This window comes from Rhizobium vallis (genome assembly GCF_003985155.1).
GTDB classification, from domain to species: Bacteria; Pseudomonadota; Alphaproteobacteria; order Rhizobiales; family Rhizobiaceae; genus Rhizobium; species Rhizobium vallis.
On the sequence record NZ_ML133690.1, the window covers coordinates 1 to 14,690 of the forward strand.

At 60.2% G+C, this 14,690-nt stretch carries 19 protein-coding genes, 1 tRNA gene and 1 pseudogene; 12 read left to right on the forward strand and 9 right to left on the reverse strand.

Features of this window, described 5'->3' with window-relative positions:
* Positions 1-349: 349 nt before the first annotated feature.
* Together EFQ99_RS15510 and EFQ99_RS15515 are read right to left on the reverse strand one after the other, a co-directional pair.
* Positions 350-616 carry a hypothetical protein gene (locus EFQ99_RS15510; RefSeq protein ID WP_126921899.1) on the reverse strand — a complete coding sequence of 89 codons (267 nt, stop codon included), beginning with the start codon at positions 614-616 and terminating at the stop codon, positions 350-352.
* Positions 617-1,565: 949 nt separating this feature from the next.
* A tRNA-Ile gene (locus tag EFQ99_RS15515) sits at positions 1,566-1,641 on the reverse strand.
* Positions 1,642-1,862: 221 nt separating this feature from the next.
* Between EFQ99_RS15515 and EFQ99_RS15520 the strand changes: the two genes are divergently transcribed.
* Positions 1,863-2,231 (forward strand): response regulator, encoded by a 369-nt coding sequence (locus EFQ99_RS15520; RefSeq protein WP_164736379.1) that lies wholly within the window; start codon positions 1,863-1,865, stop codon positions 2,229-2,231.
* A gap of 98 nt (positions 2,232-2,329) precedes the next feature.
* On the opposite strand, the gene EFQ99_RS15525 is transcribed toward EFQ99_RS15520, so the two are convergent.
* From EFQ99_RS15525 to EFQ99_RS15535, 3 genes are all read right to left on the reverse strand, one after another.
* On the reverse strand, positions 2,330-2,524 hold the full coding sequence (locus EFQ99_RS15525) for a hypothetical protein (protein WP_126921901.1): 195 nt from the start codon (positions 2,522-2,524) through the stop codon (positions 2,330-2,332).
* The gene (locus EFQ99_RS15530) at positions 2,521-3,186 is read right to left on the reverse strand and encodes an acyl-homoserine-lactone synthase (protein WP_126921902.1); all 666 of its coding nucleotides are present in this window, start codon (positions 3,184-3,186) and stop codon (positions 2,521-2,523) included. The genes EFQ99_RS15525 and EFQ99_RS15530 overlap by 4 nt, the downstream gene beginning before the upstream one ends.
* Positions 3,187-3,408: 222 nt before the next feature.
* Complete coding sequence (locus EFQ99_RS15535) at positions 3,409-4,134, reverse strand: LuxR family transcriptional regulator (RefSeq protein ID WP_126921903.1); 726 nt, start codon at positions 4,132-4,134, stop codon at positions 3,409-3,411.
* Positions 4,135-4,257: 123 nt separating this feature from the next.
* Here EFQ99_RS15535 and EFQ99_RS15540 point away from each other — a divergent pair, with 123 nt between their 5' ends.
* Positions 4,258-4,452 (forward strand): hypothetical protein, encoded by a 195-nt coding sequence (locus EFQ99_RS15540; RefSeq protein ID WP_126921904.1) that lies wholly within the window; start codon positions 4,258-4,260, stop codon positions 4,450-4,452.
* Positions 4,453-4,760: 308 nt separating this feature from the next.
* Here the strand turns inward: EFQ99_RS15540 and EFQ99_RS35050 are convergent, their stop codons facing one another.
* Positions 4,761-5,141 carry a hypothetical protein gene (locus tag EFQ99_RS35050; RefSeq protein WP_164736380.1) on the reverse strand — a complete coding sequence of 127 codons (381 nt, stop codon included), beginning with the start codon at positions 5,139-5,141 and terminating at the stop codon, positions 4,761-4,763.
* On the opposite strand from EFQ99_RS35050, the pseudogene EFQ99_RS35500 reads away from it, so the two are divergent.
* Positions 5,137-5,325, forward strand: a pseudogene (locus EFQ99_RS35500) (hypothetical protein); the annotation flags it as partial. The gene EFQ99_RS35050 and the pseudogene EFQ99_RS35500 overlap by 5 nt on opposite strands.
* Before the next feature lie 21 nt (positions 5,326-5,346).
* Here the strand turns inward: EFQ99_RS35500 and EFQ99_RS15555 are convergent.
* Positions 5,347-5,586 (reverse strand): DUF2934 domain-containing protein, encoded by a 240-nt coding sequence (locus EFQ99_RS15555; RefSeq protein WP_126921905.1) that lies wholly within the window; start codon positions 5,584-5,586, stop codon positions 5,347-5,349.
* Between the two features lie 26 nt (positions 5,587-5,612).
* The gene (locus EFQ99_RS15560) at positions 5,613-5,819 is read right to left on the reverse strand and encodes a hypothetical protein (protein ID WP_126921906.1); all 207 of its coding nucleotides are present in this window, start codon (positions 5,817-5,819) and stop codon (positions 5,613-5,615) included.
* 359 nt (positions 5,820-6,178) lie between these two features.
* Between EFQ99_RS15560 and EFQ99_RS15565 the strand changes: the two genes are divergently transcribed.
* Together EFQ99_RS15565 and EFQ99_RS15570 are read left to right on the forward strand one after the other, a co-directional pair.
* Positions 6,179-6,562: a BRA0787 family protein gene (locus EFQ99_RS15565; protein ID WP_126921907.1), complete on the forward strand. Its 384-nt coding sequence runs from the start codon at positions 6,179-6,181 to the stop codon at positions 6,560-6,562.
* 117 nt (positions 6,563-6,679) lie between these two features.
* Positions 6,680-7,093 carry a DUF4174 domain-containing protein gene (locus EFQ99_RS15570; protein ID WP_126921908.1) on the forward strand — a complete coding sequence of 138 codons (414 nt, stop codon included), beginning with the start codon at positions 6,680-6,682 and terminating at the stop codon, positions 7,091-7,093.
* Between the two features lie 61 nt (positions 7,094-7,154).
* Here EFQ99_RS15570 and EFQ99_RS15575 read toward each other — a convergent pair whose 3' ends face one another.
* Positions 7,155-7,862 carry a GntR family transcriptional regulator gene (locus tag EFQ99_RS15575; protein ID WP_126921909.1) on the reverse strand — a complete coding sequence of 236 codons (708 nt, stop codon included), beginning with the start codon at positions 7,860-7,862 and terminating at the stop codon, positions 7,155-7,157.
* A 268-nt stretch (positions 7,863-8,130) separates the two neighbouring features.
* Here EFQ99_RS15575 and EFQ99_RS15580 point away from each other — a divergent pair, with 268 nt between their 5' ends.
* The 7 genes from EFQ99_RS15580 to EFQ99_RS15610 all read left to right on the forward strand — a co-directional run bounded on the left by EFQ99_RS15580 (position 8,131) and on the right by EFQ99_RS15610 (position 14,559).
* Complete coding sequence (locus EFQ99_RS15580) at positions 8,131-9,219, forward strand: ABC transporter ATP-binding protein (protein WP_126921910.1); 1,089 nt, start codon at positions 8,131-8,133, stop codon at positions 9,217-9,219.
* Positions 9,220-9,272: 53 nt separating this feature from the next.
* The gene (locus EFQ99_RS15585) at positions 9,273-10,571 is read left to right on the forward strand and encodes an ABC transporter substrate-binding protein (protein WP_126921911.1); all 1,299 of its coding nucleotides are present in this window, start codon (positions 9,273-9,275) and stop codon (positions 10,569-10,571) included.
* Positions 10,572-10,884: 313 nt separating this feature from the next.
* Positions 10,885-11,796 (forward strand): ABC transporter permease, encoded by a 912-nt coding sequence (locus tag EFQ99_RS15590; RefSeq protein ID WP_126921912.1) that lies wholly within the window; start codon positions 10,885-10,887, stop codon positions 11,794-11,796.
* A 1-nt stretch (position 11,797) separates the two neighbouring features.
* On the forward strand, positions 11,798-12,619 hold the full coding sequence (locus EFQ99_RS15595) for an ABC transporter permease (RefSeq protein ID WP_126921913.1): 822 nt from the start codon (positions 11,798-11,800) through the stop codon (positions 12,617-12,619).
* A 1-nt stretch (position 12,620) separates the two neighbouring features.
* A complete protein-coding gene (locus tag EFQ99_RS15600) occupies positions 12,621-13,364 on the forward strand; it encodes an aspartate/glutamate racemase family protein (RefSeq protein ID WP_126921914.1) in 744 nt (247 codons plus the stop codon).
* Positions 13,365-13,367: 3 nt separating this feature from the next.
* Entirely contained in the window at positions 13,368-13,976 is a 609-nt protein-coding gene (locus EFQ99_RS15605; RefSeq protein WP_126921915.1) for a flavin reductase family protein, read from the forward strand.
* 88 nt (positions 13,977-14,064) lie between these two features.
* Complete coding sequence (locus EFQ99_RS15610; protein WP_126921916.1) at positions 14,065-14,559, forward strand: heme-degrading domain-containing protein; 495 nt, start codon at positions 14,065-14,067, stop codon at positions 14,557-14,559.
* The last annotated feature ends 131 nt before the right edge of the window (positions 14,560-14,690 follow it).

The window sequence follows — 14,690 nt, forward strand, 5'->3', positions numbered from 1 at the left end:
GCACTTCGATGCGCTACTGCCTTCTGGGATTGTGCCGTCAATTCGCTCCATCCCTAAGATAATTGTGAAAGCTGGCCTGAGGGCAATAGTTCCATGGGGACACGCGATTTTACGCCATGCTTTGCCAGGCCGGTTGCCACCTCAGGCACCGAGTGGTTGTCGCGCGGGATTGTCTATTGGTTATCGACCACTATCCAGCCTTGCGCCGAGACGGCCGTTTACGTCTCGGATTTATTTCCTTGCGATGCTGGCCACCGGATCGTCGACGTTGGTAAGCTCCTTCGCCACGACACTGCACGCATCGTCCGCCGGGTATAGGGCCAACCTCAGATATGACAGTAGAATGTCGTTATTCGCGAACTTCGAGACTGTCTCCGTATTTCAGGGCGAGCCGCCTGCAATCTTCGCAATCAAGCTCAATGCCATCAAGTGTGACTGTCGCAGCCGCCGTGCTGCAAACAGACTGATCCAACCTAGCGACCCGAAGAATGGCGTTGCCAAGCAGCATATCACATGGAGCCTGATCTACTTCAGGGCCGCCGACGCTGTGCGTGACAATACCCCGCACCGTGGCAAGCCATTTGCGCTTTCGGATGATATTTCTGTCCTCGACCATGAGCGTGCCTCTACCGGAAACCCGGTCAGTTCACCTCGAACAGACCGAGTCACTGCTAGGAAAACCCGTTTGAGAAATCCTTGTTCCGGGGGCAACCACTCGCGATCAGCTCGATCGAACCATTGCATCGCTGCCTGTTGACTTGGGCAATTTCGCTCGGCTTGTAGATGCTCCTCCAATGACGTTTCGACGACCCGCTTAATGCATACCGCGCCTGGACACACGATGGAAAGCTGCGACACGCCTCGTACAAAAGCTTGAGCGAGCGCCAGGACAGGCCGCCATTACACGATTGACTGAAGATCGTCGCGACTTGGAACAAAGCCCGACGAGAAATCGCCGGGCTTTGTTCGTTGATATCGAAATTGGGGGTCGGGGCAGGGATTCGAACCCCGCGTCACAGCTCGAGGGCTGGAAGCAACCTCGGATACCCGAGGGATGGGGAGAGCGCCGCGCTCCGATTACGCTTACGCCCGACTGAACCATTAACTCGTGGCCCTTGCAATTGTTCCAGATAGGCAGCCGGGTGGCGAACTCGTTGTCTTGATGAGTTGAGAAGCTTAGCATTGTGCGCGCGGTTCGCTTTCAACGGCGCGAGGCCTGGCGTGGGGTCGTTGTCATATTCTTGCGAGAGGCGTGCTTGGCGTGTCACTCGTCGCCCAGAACGCGCCCAGTATCTCAGTCGCGAAGTCGTTAATTCGCATTCTCCTAGTGCGATGGGCAGTTCTTAGAGCGTCTCGAACTCCTTGCCACCCGGTTAACAGACATGTTTCCCGTTTTCGGCTCGACCCAAGGCGCGTACCGCCCAATTTGATTATCCTCTAATCCGTTGAAGCGACTGTCTTTTTGAGCATAACTAATGACGACAGATCGGACGGCTAGAGGTTTCGATGTGTCGCCCGATCTCGCCGTTCAAACAGTCAGCGAGGGCGATCTCGGCGGGAAAAGATGGTGGGCCCGGAGGGACTCGAACCCCCAACCAAGCGGTTATGAGCCGCCGGCTCTAACCATTGAGCTACAGGCCCTCACGCCGGTGTCCGGCGCTTGGATGCCGGAGGCCGGCACCCGTGATGCCGGGGCAATGGTTCCCGCAGCATGGGTTCGCTCTAACGCAAATTGCAGGGAGCCACAAGCGGAGAGCGCAAGCATCTGTGGACGGTGCATATTTCATCGGCGGAAGCACTGGAACCTTCTCGCGCCGGCGGCACTTATTCGAATCAGATACCGCATGAAGAGGCGATTGCAGATGGTGGGTTTGAACAGTGCCGTGGTGCTCATCGTGGAGGACGAACCGGTGATCCGGTTCAATATCCTCGACGTGCTGGAGGACGTCGGCCATGTGGCGCTCGAGGCGGCGAATGCCGACGAGGCGCTGGTGGTGCTGAAGGGGAGGCAGGATGTCGATATCCTCTTCACCGACGTCAACATGGCGGGTTCGATGGACGGTATCCAGCTTGCCAAGCGCGTGAGGGCGATGCGGCCGAACATCGGCATCATTATCACCTCAGGCATGGTGCAGCTCGATCCGATGGCGCTGCCTGCCAATGCCGCCTTCCTGCCGAAGCCCTATATGCATGACGCGCTGATTTCCGCGATCGATTCGCTGATGACGTGACGCGCCGCGCAGCCGCAAAACGGGGACAGGTTTTGCGGCTGCGCGCGAGGCGCCGGGAGATATGCTCGTCTTCAGATGCGGCGGAGGGAACCGCGCCCTCAGCTGAAGCTGCTCTTCAGCGCCTCGTTTTCGTGATGGGCCTTCTTCTCATAGATCGTGAACAGAGCCATCGAGAGGAGATAGGAGAGGAAGGGATCCCCTATCTGCGTGGCGATATCGCGGGATGCGAGCACGTGGCGCTCCAGCGCGGTGATATCTTTTTGCATTGCGGTGGTTTCAGCGAGGCGGTTCATGCTGCCATCTCCAGGAATTGGGTCACGACCGAGCGGGCCGGTACGTGCCTGACATATAGGGGTAGGGTCAGGCCGAGGGCGGCGCGCATCTTGCGCAGCACGCGGTCCGACACTTCGAAGGCGCCGCAGCAGACGGGGTACTTGCCGTAGCTGTCTGCGCGGCCGAGTTCTTCCACTTCGGCGCCTGCGCGCTTGTAGACGCGCTTGAGATAGGGTTCGTAGTTGGAAATCATCGTATGGATGCCGTGGTCGAGCGCGCATTCGCAAAGGGCGAGCAGCATCATCGAGAAGGCGCGGCCGGCGTCGATATTCGGGAAGTCCCTGGCGATCGCCTCTTCGTCGATGCACATGCGCGTGCCTTCCCAGATGCCGGGGGCGATGAGATCGGCGGCAGCGGGGAACGTCTCACGGAAGACGTCGTAGAGAAGCGTCGGGCCGGTCGTCGGCATCAGGCGCATGCCGCCATAGAGACGGGTGCGGCTGTCGTTGCACCAGACGAGATAGGCGGGAGACAGAGAATCGTAGCTGTCGCGCTCGTACGGGCCGATGACAGGAACGTCCCAGCCGAGCGTATCGGCGAAGACCTTCTTGCGCAGGCGAAACATCTGGTCGAGTACGGCCGCGTATTTCTGATACTCGTGTGCCTGAATGATAACGAACATTTTGCCCTCCAGCGTTTGCAAGTCCGTGGAAGCAGAATGGTTCAGGCGGGCCGGATCGGAAATTCCCTCAGATAGGCCCCCCCAGATGGGGGGATTAGCCCAAAAGTATGATGAAACGGGTTAGGATACGTTCAGCCGCGGCGCGGCAAGGATCGCGACGCCCCGGCTTTGTTAATCGAGGCATCGTGCTTTCCGAAAACTGATTTGATTTTCGGGCAGGCTCTAGGGATTGATGATGCGCAATTGCACGGCCCGCGATGCGGCCGCCGAAATCGTGGCGCAGCCGAGCTTGAAGCGGGCGGTCTTCAGGTAATCGCGCGTGGTGTGCTCCGATATGCCCAATATGACCGAGATATCCTTGTAGTCCTTGCCGAGGGCCGTCCAGTGCAGGCATTCGATCTCGCGCGGCGAGAGCGCAGGCACGGGATCGTTCTCGCCGTGGAGCTCGTAGACGGCTTTGCGATGGATGAGGTGGGCGATCTCGATCCATTCGTTGCGGTAGCGGCGGACCAGTTCGACCCACTCTTCCGGCGGTATGCGTGCATTCATCGACAGGAGGGCGCGTCGCTGCGCCTTATCGGCGACGGGGATGGAATAGCCGTTGCCGCCGATGCCGTGCTTCTGGGCGTCGACCAGCATGGCATAGGCCTCCGGCGTCGGCTCGACCTCGCTCCAGTCGAAAGGCAGCTGGCGTTCGAAGCCCTGCTTGACGATCGGATCGACCTTCACATAGCTGTTCAGGAGGTAGCGCGAGACCCAGGCATCCGGATAGGTCGTGCGCACGAAGGGGGAATCGATCTTGCTCGCGATCGTCTGGGCGAGATGGTAGGTCACGAAATCGAGCGCATATTCCGCCTGCAGAATCCGGATGGCGGCATCGACATTGGCCGCGCCCTTGATCTGTTCGAAAGCGGACTCGAACTTTTCGCTATAGGTGTTCTCGTTCATTTCCTACCGCCCCAATTCCCACAATCCTAACGTGACCAATGTCACAACTACAAGGCATCCCCACATATGCGGGGAATGACTATTTCGGCTCCATCTGTTAGCGCCTTCATGAGGAGACCTCATATGGACATCAAGAGACCATTCGAGATTGCCGAATGCCAACAGGCGGCCAAAGGCCTGAAATCCAGTTGGCAGGACATGGCAGGTTCCGAAGCGTTGATCCGCGCGCTCGTTGCCGAACGCAACGGTGACACCCCGCTGGCGCTGTTCTGGACTGCCGTCCATAAAGCGCTCTGCGAGGAAAGCAACGCCTTCTGACACGGCGCTGCGAACGGGCTCCGGCTTCTCCCCCTGATTTCGTCAGGCCCGGCCGGACATCGAAACCGCCACCCGCGTCGCGACCAGCGAGGCTTTGCCACGGGTGAATACGTTTGCATCTTACTCTCGTAACCGATCTGCTGAAACCACCGAACGGCGGCATTCCAGGGAGGTCAATGAGAATCCAGATTCTTCCATCGATTTGCGCCATCGTGCTTGACGAAGCGTTTACGGCAGGCGTACTGGCGGCTGTGTACACGGTTACACTGTGCCGCAGCGGTGCATGTTTGCGCAATAACAGCCGGCATTCAGAAGCTGTTTCCCATGTCTGCCGCCGCCCGCACGAATGATTCGGGATGCCAGACGGTCAGCACAACGGAATTGATATGATTGAAAAGTGCCTGCTTGCCGACCGTGCCGAGAAAGTTCGCCGGCAATACGATGAGCGTTTCATCCCGCAGGCGATCGAGACGGGCGCGCATTTTCATGCGGAAAATCCCGACGGACCGAAATTCATCTGGACGACAAGCGTCCGGCTGATCCGGGGTCGTCTCAATTCGCGCAGGGCAGGAGAAGTCGCGGCATTGAAGCAGGTGATCGGGTGGGCCGATCCGATGACGTGGCCAGCCGTTCACGACCCGTGCGGAGTTGAGGCGGGGGCGCGTCGTTCCCAGCGGAGATCGGCTCACGGTCGAAACCTCCGACGCGCCGCTTGTTGCACCTCAGAGTTGGGATTTCATGACGTTCTGCAGGGCGCTTCCGGATTTTGACGCCGGCATCGGCTTCAATCTGCACAACGATAAGTAGGGAACCAATTTCCCGATGTGGTGGCGGGGAGATTTTCAGGCGCGTTTCCGGCTCAGCCTCAACTGAGCCGGTGCGTGGGATAGTGGGTCAGCCGACCTTGGTCGACGGATTGACCCAGCCTTGCCGCGGCATTTCGGGCTGCGGTGATTTCGGTCGAAACTTCACCAGTACCTCGCGGCCGTCGACGGAGGCCTTCGTGCGCTCCAGCGCATTGCGCTCGGCAACCGCCTGCCGCCAGTGTTCGTCGTCGCGACCATAGGGACGGCCTCGTTCTTCCCAGATCGCGTAAGCTCTTTTGCTGATCCATTCGTGGCGTCTATCGCTCATTTATCCATTCCATTCGTCAAAGGGAGTTATTCGGCAATTCTGTCCTGCAGGGTCGGTTGCCGGCGCTTGGCCGCCATCAGCAGGTCGAGTTCGATCGAAGAGGGCCCGAAACGGGTGTACAGGCTTTCGGCCTGGTCGCTGCGCAATCCATATTTGGAGGCGAATTCATCAAGGCTATAGGGGCGGCCGCGCAGGATCCTGCTTCGGCGCTCCGGTTCGCGGATTTGCGTCATTGGTGGTAATCCCAGTCGGTTTGGCGAGTTATGCGAACAAAACAGATTACAGCGATAAAAGTTCCGTGAATTTTCAGGGTTTTTTCGCGGCGCCGTGCCACTCTGGAGCGATTTCAGCCCGGTGGGATAGAATTTTAACGATGGCGTCCGTTGAGAAAATTTCGACTAAAAAGTGAAGATATATCATAGTGTTATGAAATTCGCTTCCGCGGCATGGGAGAAATGGGCTTTACCCCGGCGCGTTACTCTATAGAATCAATAGTGTTATTCGGTTCGCAGGGTCAAAATTTTGGCCGTTCCCGCGTCGATGCGACCGATACCGGAGGACTTTGGCTTCAACCCATCGACAGGAGACAGACATGATGAATGCCCTGCCGCCACTTCATGACGGCCACGCGCCGTTTACCCTCCAGCAGCTGTTTCGCGAAGCGCTCTATGCCTTTGAGGAATGGGACAGCGAATTGACCGAACCGATCGTGACTCACGAAGGACGGGTCATGCCTATCAGCTTTGTTTTCGAAGCCATGCGCGAATGCACCGACATCGTGCCGATGAATATCGTCGGCGCCGTCACCGAACGGCTGACCAAGCCGTGGGAGGGCGAAGGCCCGCTCGACCAGATGACCTTCTCGACGGCGGCGCGCGTCATGCGTGTGCTGGTGCGCAAGCGCCTTCTCGCCAACGGCGCGGCGGATCTCGTCGCCGTTTCGGCCCACGCGGCCGAAGACCAGAACCGCGATTGACGGAATAGGGATCGCGGCCAAGGCTGCGATCCTTTTCCGCTTGGCCCGGGAACCTCGCCCATCTCCAGCCGTTATCCGGCAGCACGGTCACATCAGAGATGGCCGAGGAATGAGCACATGCTGAAATCCATCGTTCATGAAATCATCGGCACGCATCACCGCGAGCCGGATCTCCCGCGGTCGCTCGAGCAGTTTCGCGATCGCAAGCGGGTGCTGATCATCTTTGCCGATGCGCAGGACGACCGCCCGCTTATCCAGGACGAGTGGCTGCGCAAGGCGCAAATGCGCCTGATCGAGGAAGACATCGAGGTGTTCAGCATCGCCGGTGGCGGCGCCTTTGCGCTGTTCGACGATGACTGGGAGCTCGATGCAGACGACGTGAGAGAGCGGCTGCAGGGGCCGCCGTCCGGTGAATTCGGGCTGATCTTGATCGGGCGCGACGGAACCGTCAAGCTGCGCTCCAGCGAGCCGCGCACCGCGGAGGAAATCTTCGAGGCTCTGGAGAGCTTGCCGAAGACGACGCCCTGGTAACTGCTTGAAACATCTGTTCGTTCGGGCGCGGGCATGGCGAAAGCTGTCCGCGCCTTCCATGTCAGAGTTCGAAGGCTTCCCTCAGTCCGAGGCTCTTGCGTTCGCGCAGGTCGAGATCCGCCTCGATATGGGCGATGTGGTGCAGCATCAGTTGGCAGGCGCGGTCGAGTTCATTGCTTTCAATCGCCGAAATGATGTCGCCATGTTCCGAATGGCCGCAGCTCGACACGGTCGACTGGCCGTAGAGTGCGATGACAAGCGAGGAACGGGCAACCAGTTCCTCCATGAAGCGCTGCACGATCGCATTGCCTGAAATCGCCGCCAGCATCAAATGAAAATCGCCCGATGCCTTGATCTCGGCCCGGCGCGCCGTCTGGCCGCGCTCGCTCATCAGGCGGCCTTCCTCCAGCAGCAGCTCTCTCATGCGCTTGATATCGGCAGGCGTGATCCGTGCTGCCGCCTCGCGTAATATGCCCGGCTCGACAAGGCGGCGGGCGGAAAAGATCTGGCGGGCTTCGTCGGGCGAGGGATAGGCGACGAAGGCGCCGCGGTTCTTCTCGACGCTGACGAGGCCTTCATAGGAGAGCGCCTGTAGAGCTGCGCGGGCAAGCGTGCGGCTGACGCTGAAGAGATTGCCGACATCGCTTTCCGAAAGCTTGGTGCCGGGCGAAAGCCTGCGCTCGACGATCGCATCGCGAATGGCGTCGCGGATCTGTTGTGCGCCGGTTTCGGCGGTATCTTCGGACAGTGCCCTGGCGGCGGATTTCATCAAATCGTTTCCTGGTGAACGTGCAAACCATATCTGGCTTCGCGGCAAAAGTTAAACGAATTTGCGCGCGAAATGACGGTCAAATTGTATACGATTAATTGCACGAATTGAGGACGAAAGCCTAATTCGTGTGCATATGCGGATCTGCCTATAAAATGCTCTGATGCGCCGAATTATGCTGAAAATCCTTGATTCATAAGGGTTTAACGCGGTGTAGCGCAATCTGGCACGGCAGATGCATCGTCTTTTCCGAACAAGGGAAGGCATGATGTCGAAAGCAGCAGAGATCGATATAGTATCCGTTTCGAAGGTGTACGGTGCGACGACGGCGGTCCATGCGATCAGCCTGAAGATTCCGGCCGGCTCCTATTGCTGCTTCCTCGGTCCGTCGGGCTGCGGCAAGACCTCGACGCTGCGCATGATCGCCGGCCATGAGAGCATCTCCTCGGGCGACATCCGCCTCGGCAACGCAGTCGTCACCGATTTTCCGCCGGCCAAACGCGGCACGGCGATGATGTTCCAGTCCTATGCGCTGTTCCCGCATCTCGACCTCATCGACAACGTCGCCTTCAGCCTCAAGATGAAGGGCGTCGACAAGGCGGAGCGCCGGACAAAGGCGCTCGAGATGCTGAAGCTGATGCAGATGGAGCCCTATGCCAACAGGCGTCCGGCCCAGCTTTCCGGCGGCCAGCAGCAGCGCGTGGCGCTGGCGCGCGCGCTGATCACTGATCCGGAGGCGCTGCTGCTCGACGAGCCGCTGTCGGCGCTCGATCCATTCCTGAAGATCCGTATGCGCGCCGAGCTGAAGAAGCTGCAGAAGTCGCTCGGCATCACCTTCGTCCACGTCACCCACAGCCAGGAAGAGGCGATGGCGCTCGCCGATATCATGGTCATCATGAATGACGGCCGGATCGAGCAGGCGGCCGCACCGCGCGAGGTTTTCGAACGGCCGGCGACGGCCTTCGTCGCCCGCTTCATGGGCGACCACAACGTTTTGTCCGGCCGGGTGACATCAAGCGAGAACGGCGTGATCGTCATGACCGTACCGGAGGGCCAAAGCTTTTCCGTGCGCGGAACGGGCAGGGCGGTCGGCGAGCCCGTCGATATCGGCATCCGCACCGACCGTGTGCGCCTGCAGGTGGCGACCGAATGGACGCTCGGCTTCAATGGCATCGTCTCCAACATCGAGTATCGCGGCTCTTCAGTGAAGATCACCGTTCTCGGCGCCGGCAGCGACGACTTCACCGTCATTTCAGACGACGGCGATTATTTCGATCGGCCGGTTTCGGTCGGTGACACCGTCGCGCTCAGCTGGGCGCTCGACGATGCCGTGCTGCTCGGCCGACCTTCTGCATAAGCCATCACCATCAACAACCATGAACCTTCCATATCAAGAAAAGGGGAACTGACATGACGACTGACACGACATCGACCAAGGCGGAGAAGGGTCTTTCCCGCCGCACGCTCTTGAAGACGGGTGCTGCTGCCGTCGGCGCCATCGCCGGCTCCGGCGCGATCACCGGCTTTCCCACCATCTGGGCGAAGACGAACATCACGCTTCGCCAGTTCGGCACCGGCGTTTCCAACATCAATGCCATTGCCGAGAAGTGCAAAGCCGATCTCGGCATCACGCTGGAGATGACGGCGACCGATTCCGACGCCGCCGCCCAGCGCGCCGTCACCCAGCCCGACAGCTATGACATTGCCGACATCGAATACTGGATCGCCAAGAAGGTGTTCCCGACAGGCGTTCTGCAGCCGATGGACGTCAAGAAGCTCAAATATTACGACAAGATCGTGCCGCTGTTCATCAACGGCAAGCTGAAGGCAGACAGCGTGATTGCCCAGGGCACGGCGCCGCACACGGTCGGCTTCGTCGAGGCGCAGGGCTCCAAGAAGTTCGCCAAGGAGCCGACGCAGTGGATGACGATGGTTCCCACCATCTACAACGCTGACACGCTCGGCATCCGCCCCGATCTCACTGGCCGTCCGATCACCAGCTGGGCCGATATTCTCGATCCGGCCTTCAAGGGCAAGACGGCGATCCTCAACATTCCGTCGATCGGCATCATGGATGCGGCGATGATCATGGAAGCCGCCGGCAAGATCAAATATGCCGATAAGGGCAACATGACGAAGGAAGAGATCGACAAGACGATCGAGTTCCTGATCAAGACCAAGGGCGACGGCCAGTTCCGCGCCTTCTGGAAGTCGTTCGACGAAAGCGTCAACCTGATGGCTTCGGGTGAAGTCGTCATCCAGTCGATGTGGTCGCCGGCTGTCGCCGCCGTCCGCTCCAAGGGCATCGCCTGCACCTTCCAGCCGCTGAAGGAAGGCTACCGCGCCTGGGGCGGCGGTCTGGGCCTCGCCTCGCATCTCAAGGGCGCCGAGCTCGATGCGGCTTACGAATACATCAACTGGTACACATCCGGCTGGGTCGGCGGCTACCTCAACCGCCAGGGCTACTATTCCGCCTGCATGGACACCGCCAAGGAATTCATGTCGGCTGACGAATGGGGCTACTGGATCGAGGGCAAGGCTGCGACCGGCGACATCCTTTCTCCTGAAGGCAAGGTCATGGAGAAGGCCGGTGCGGTGCGCGACGGCGGTTCGTTCGAAGCCCGCATGGGCGCGGTCGCCTGCTGGAACTCGGTCATGGATGAAGACCGCTACATGGTCCGCCGCTGGAACGAGTTTATCGCTGCCTAAGCGATTGCCGTTTTCCCCTCCCCAACCCTCCCCACAAGGGGGAGGGAGTCAGGTGAGGGCGGTGCGAGCTGTCTTTCGCTATCGCTCAAGACGTCGCTTCGCTCCGCCCCCTCGTCCGCCCTTCGGGCACCTTCTCCCCGCTGGGGAGAAGAGGGAGTTCGCGGTTTAGCCGCGCAACAAAATCAAGGTTCGCGGTGGCCCGGACGTCGCCGCGATTCTCTTCTCCCCAGCGGGGAGAAGGTGCCGGCAGGCGGATGAGGGGGCGGTACGCGCCTTCCTTCCACTTGACGTAATCAGAACGGAGAAGTGGATCATGGCGACCATCGCAGCGGAAACGGAAGACGGCAAGCAAGGCGCACGCAGCCGTGCCTTTCGCCTTTCCCCCTCGGCGATCTCCTATCTCCAGGCGATGCCGCTGTTCGTCATTCTCGGCTTCTTCTTCCTGCTGCCGATCGCGATGATCGGTATTGTCAGCTTCTGGGATTACGATTTCGCCGGTCTCTATCCCGATTTCCTCACCATGAACTACACTGATACGCTCGGTTCATGGGTGACGTGGAAGACCTATCTCAACACGCTGAAATTCACCGCCATCGTCTGGTCATTGACGCTCGTCATCGGTTTCTGGGTTGCCTATTTCCTGGCCTTCCACATCCGCAAGACCTCGACGCAGATGATCCTCTTTCTCGTCTGCACCGTGCCGTTCATGACATCGAACATCATCCGGATGATCTCGTGGATCCCGGTGCTCGGTCGCAATGGTCTCGTCAATTCGTCGCTGATCAAGATGGGTATCATCCCGCAGCCGATCGAATGGCTACTCTATTCCGATTTCGCCGTCGTGCTCGCCATGGTGCATCTCTACACGCTGTTCATGGTGACGCCGATCTTCAACACGCTGATGCGCATCGACCGGTCGCTGTTCGAGGCAGCGCGCGATGCGGGTGCCTCTGGCTGGCAGGTGCTGTGGAACGTGGTCATTCCGCTCGCCAAACCCGGCATGGCGATTGGTACGATCTTCGTCGTGACGCTCGTTATGGCCGATTTTTCGACGGTGCAGGTGATGTCCGGCGGCCAGAGCGCTTCGGTGGCGCTGATGATGAAGAACCAGATGTCGCTGCTGCAATATCCGGCGGCGGCTGCCAACGCCGTGGTGCTGCTCGCCGTCGTGTTGCTGATGGTCGCGGCGATCCTGCGCGTCGTCGATATCCGCAAGGAGCTTTGAGATGAGCCACGAAAAACGCGGCCTGGAATTCTATCTGCTGGCGATTTTCTTCGCCGTCTTCGTGCTGTTTCTCTACGGCCCGCTTTCGGCGATCCTGATCCTCTCCTTCCAGGGGCCGGACGGCGGCCTGACCTTCCCGATGAACGGCGTTTCCACGCACTGGTTCTTCAACCTGTTCGAGAAGCAGGCGGTCGGCGATTTCGGCGCCTCCTTCCGTCGCTCCTTCACCCTCGGGCTGATGGTGATGGTGGTGACGGTCGTCGTGTCGCTGCTTGCCGGCCTTGCCTTCCGCCGCCGCTTCCGCGGCTCGACCGCGCTGTTCTATGCCACGGTCGCAAGCCTCGTCGTGCCGTCGATCATCATCTCGCTCGGCATCGGCGTCGTCTTCCAGGAGGGAGGGCTGAAGCCCGCCTGGTATTCCTCGGCCTTCGGCGCGCATCTCACCTGGACACTGCCTTTCGGCGTGCTGATCATGTTTGCCGTCTTCAACCGTTTCTCGCCGGCCTATGAGGAGGCGGCGCGCGACCTCGGCGCCACCTCCTGGCAGACGTTCCGCCATGTCGTGCTGCCGATGATCGCGCCGAGCCTGATCGGCGTCGGGCTGTTCGGTTTCACGCTTTCCTACGACGAATTCGCCCGCACGCTGATGACGTCAGGCAGCTACAACACGCTGCCCCTCGAAATCTACGGCATGACGACCAACGTCACGACGCCCGTGCTCTATGCGCTCGGCACGGTGACGACGCTGTTTTCCTTCACCATCATTCTCATCGCGCTCGGCATCATGACCATGCTCAGCCGGCGACAGGCAAAGACAGACTGACATGCGCATTCTCATCGTTAATCCGAATACCACGGCCTCCATGACCGAGAAGGCCGCGATCGCCGCGCGTGCGGTGGCTGCCTCAGGCACGGAGATCATTGCCGCCACCTCGCACATGGGTCCAGTCTCCATCGAGGGCCACTATGATGGAGCACTCGCCATTCCCGGCCTGCTTTCCGAACTCAAGGAGCGGCAGGGCGCGGGCTACGATGCGGCTATCATCGCCTGCTTCGACGATACCGGGCTCGAAGCGGCGCGCAGCTTTGCCGATGTGCCGATCCTCGGGCTTTGCGAATCCGCGGTAGCGACGGCGGGCTTCCTGGCGCAGCGTTTCACCGTGGTGACGACGCTGGAGCGGTCGCGGGTGCTGATCGACAATCTGGTGCGCCGCTACGGCATGGGCGAGCGCGCCAAGGTGCGCGCCTCCGACATTCCAGTCCTTGAGCTGGAAGATGCGGCCTCCGGCGCGATTGGCAAGCTCAGGGCCGAAATCGAGCGGGCGCTTGCGGAAGACGGCGCCGAGGCAATCGTGCTCGGCTGCGCCGGCATGACGGATCTCGCGAGAGAATTGCAGGCGATCTACGGCGTGCCCGTGGTCGACGGTGTGGCGGCGGCGGTGAAGCAGGCCGAGGCGCTGGTGTCGCTCGGGCTTTCAACCAGCAAGCGCGGTTCCTATGCCTCGCCGCTGCCCAAACCCTTCACCGGGGCGATGAGCAGCTTTTCGCCGGTTCTGAAGGTCGGCTGAGCCATGGCTGTTTCCTTTGATTTTGAACGACTCACCGAGCGCGAACGCTACAAGCTGATGATCGGCACGATCATTCCGCGGCCGATCGCACTGGTGACGACCGTCGACGAACACGGCCGGATCAACGCGGCGCCTTTCAGCTTCTTCAACTGTCTTTCGGCCGATCCGCCGATCCTGGCGATCGGGGTCGAGAACAATGCCGATATGTCGTTCAAGGACACCGGCCACAATATCCGCATGACCGAGGTTTTCACGGTCAACATCGTCTCCTTCGCCATCGCCGAGGCGATGCATGTCTGTGGCGCCAAATATCCGCGCGGCGTCGATGAGCTGAAGGAGGCGGGGCTGACGGCGATGCCGGGCAAGAAGGTGGTCTCGCCCTACATCGCGGAGGCGCCGGCCGCTTTCGAATGCCGGCGGCATGTGACGCTGGAACTCGGCCGCTCCAGGCAGATCATCATGGGCGAGATCGTCTATGCGCATTATCGTGACGGCGTCGTCGATCCCAGGCTGCATGTCGATCCGGCCGCGGTCGATGCCATTGCGAGGCTCGGCGGCGATACCTGCGCCACCATCCGCGACCGGTTCGAGATGCTGACGCCGAAGCTCTGAAGCGACATAGGCTCAAGTTTTGCTTTACTTTTTTGCCTCCGCCGAGAATGGTCTGCAGCGGATCATCGCGGCAGAGGAGGGCTTACCCATGACAATCGAGGACGATCTCAGCCGGATCGCGGAGCAGGAGAAGGCGCTGAGCTTCGACGCTTTCGACCTGACGACGGCATGGCAGCTCGGCAAGCTCCTGCAGGAACTCGCCACCGAACGCGGCCTCGGCATTGCGATCGACGTAACGCTGCATTCGATGCCGGTCTTTTATGCAGCACTTCCCGGCGTGACGCCGGACAACGTCAACTGGGTGCGCCGCAAGCGCAACATGGTGCTGCGCTATTTCCGCAGCAGCTATGCCTCCGGCCTGAAGCTGAAGAAGGACGGCAAGACGATCGAGGACAACGGGCTTTCCGGCGACGACTATGCGCCGCATGGCGGCAGCTTCCCGATCAACGTCAAGGGCACGGGCTGCATCGGCGCGGTGACCGTCTCCGGCCTGCCGCAACGCGACGACCACAATCTCGCCGTCGAGGCCTTGGCGCTGATGCTGGCGAAGGATCTGGATACGTTGCGGCTGGCCTCGCTTTGATGCGGCTATCCCAGCCGTAATTTTGACAGAAAAAAGCCATGAAAAATGCAAAATTGCGTCGCCCCTCCGGTGACGCGTGTTTATCCCGCGGTTAAGGTGCGGCATCGCCCTCCTTAACCTACCCGGGACAT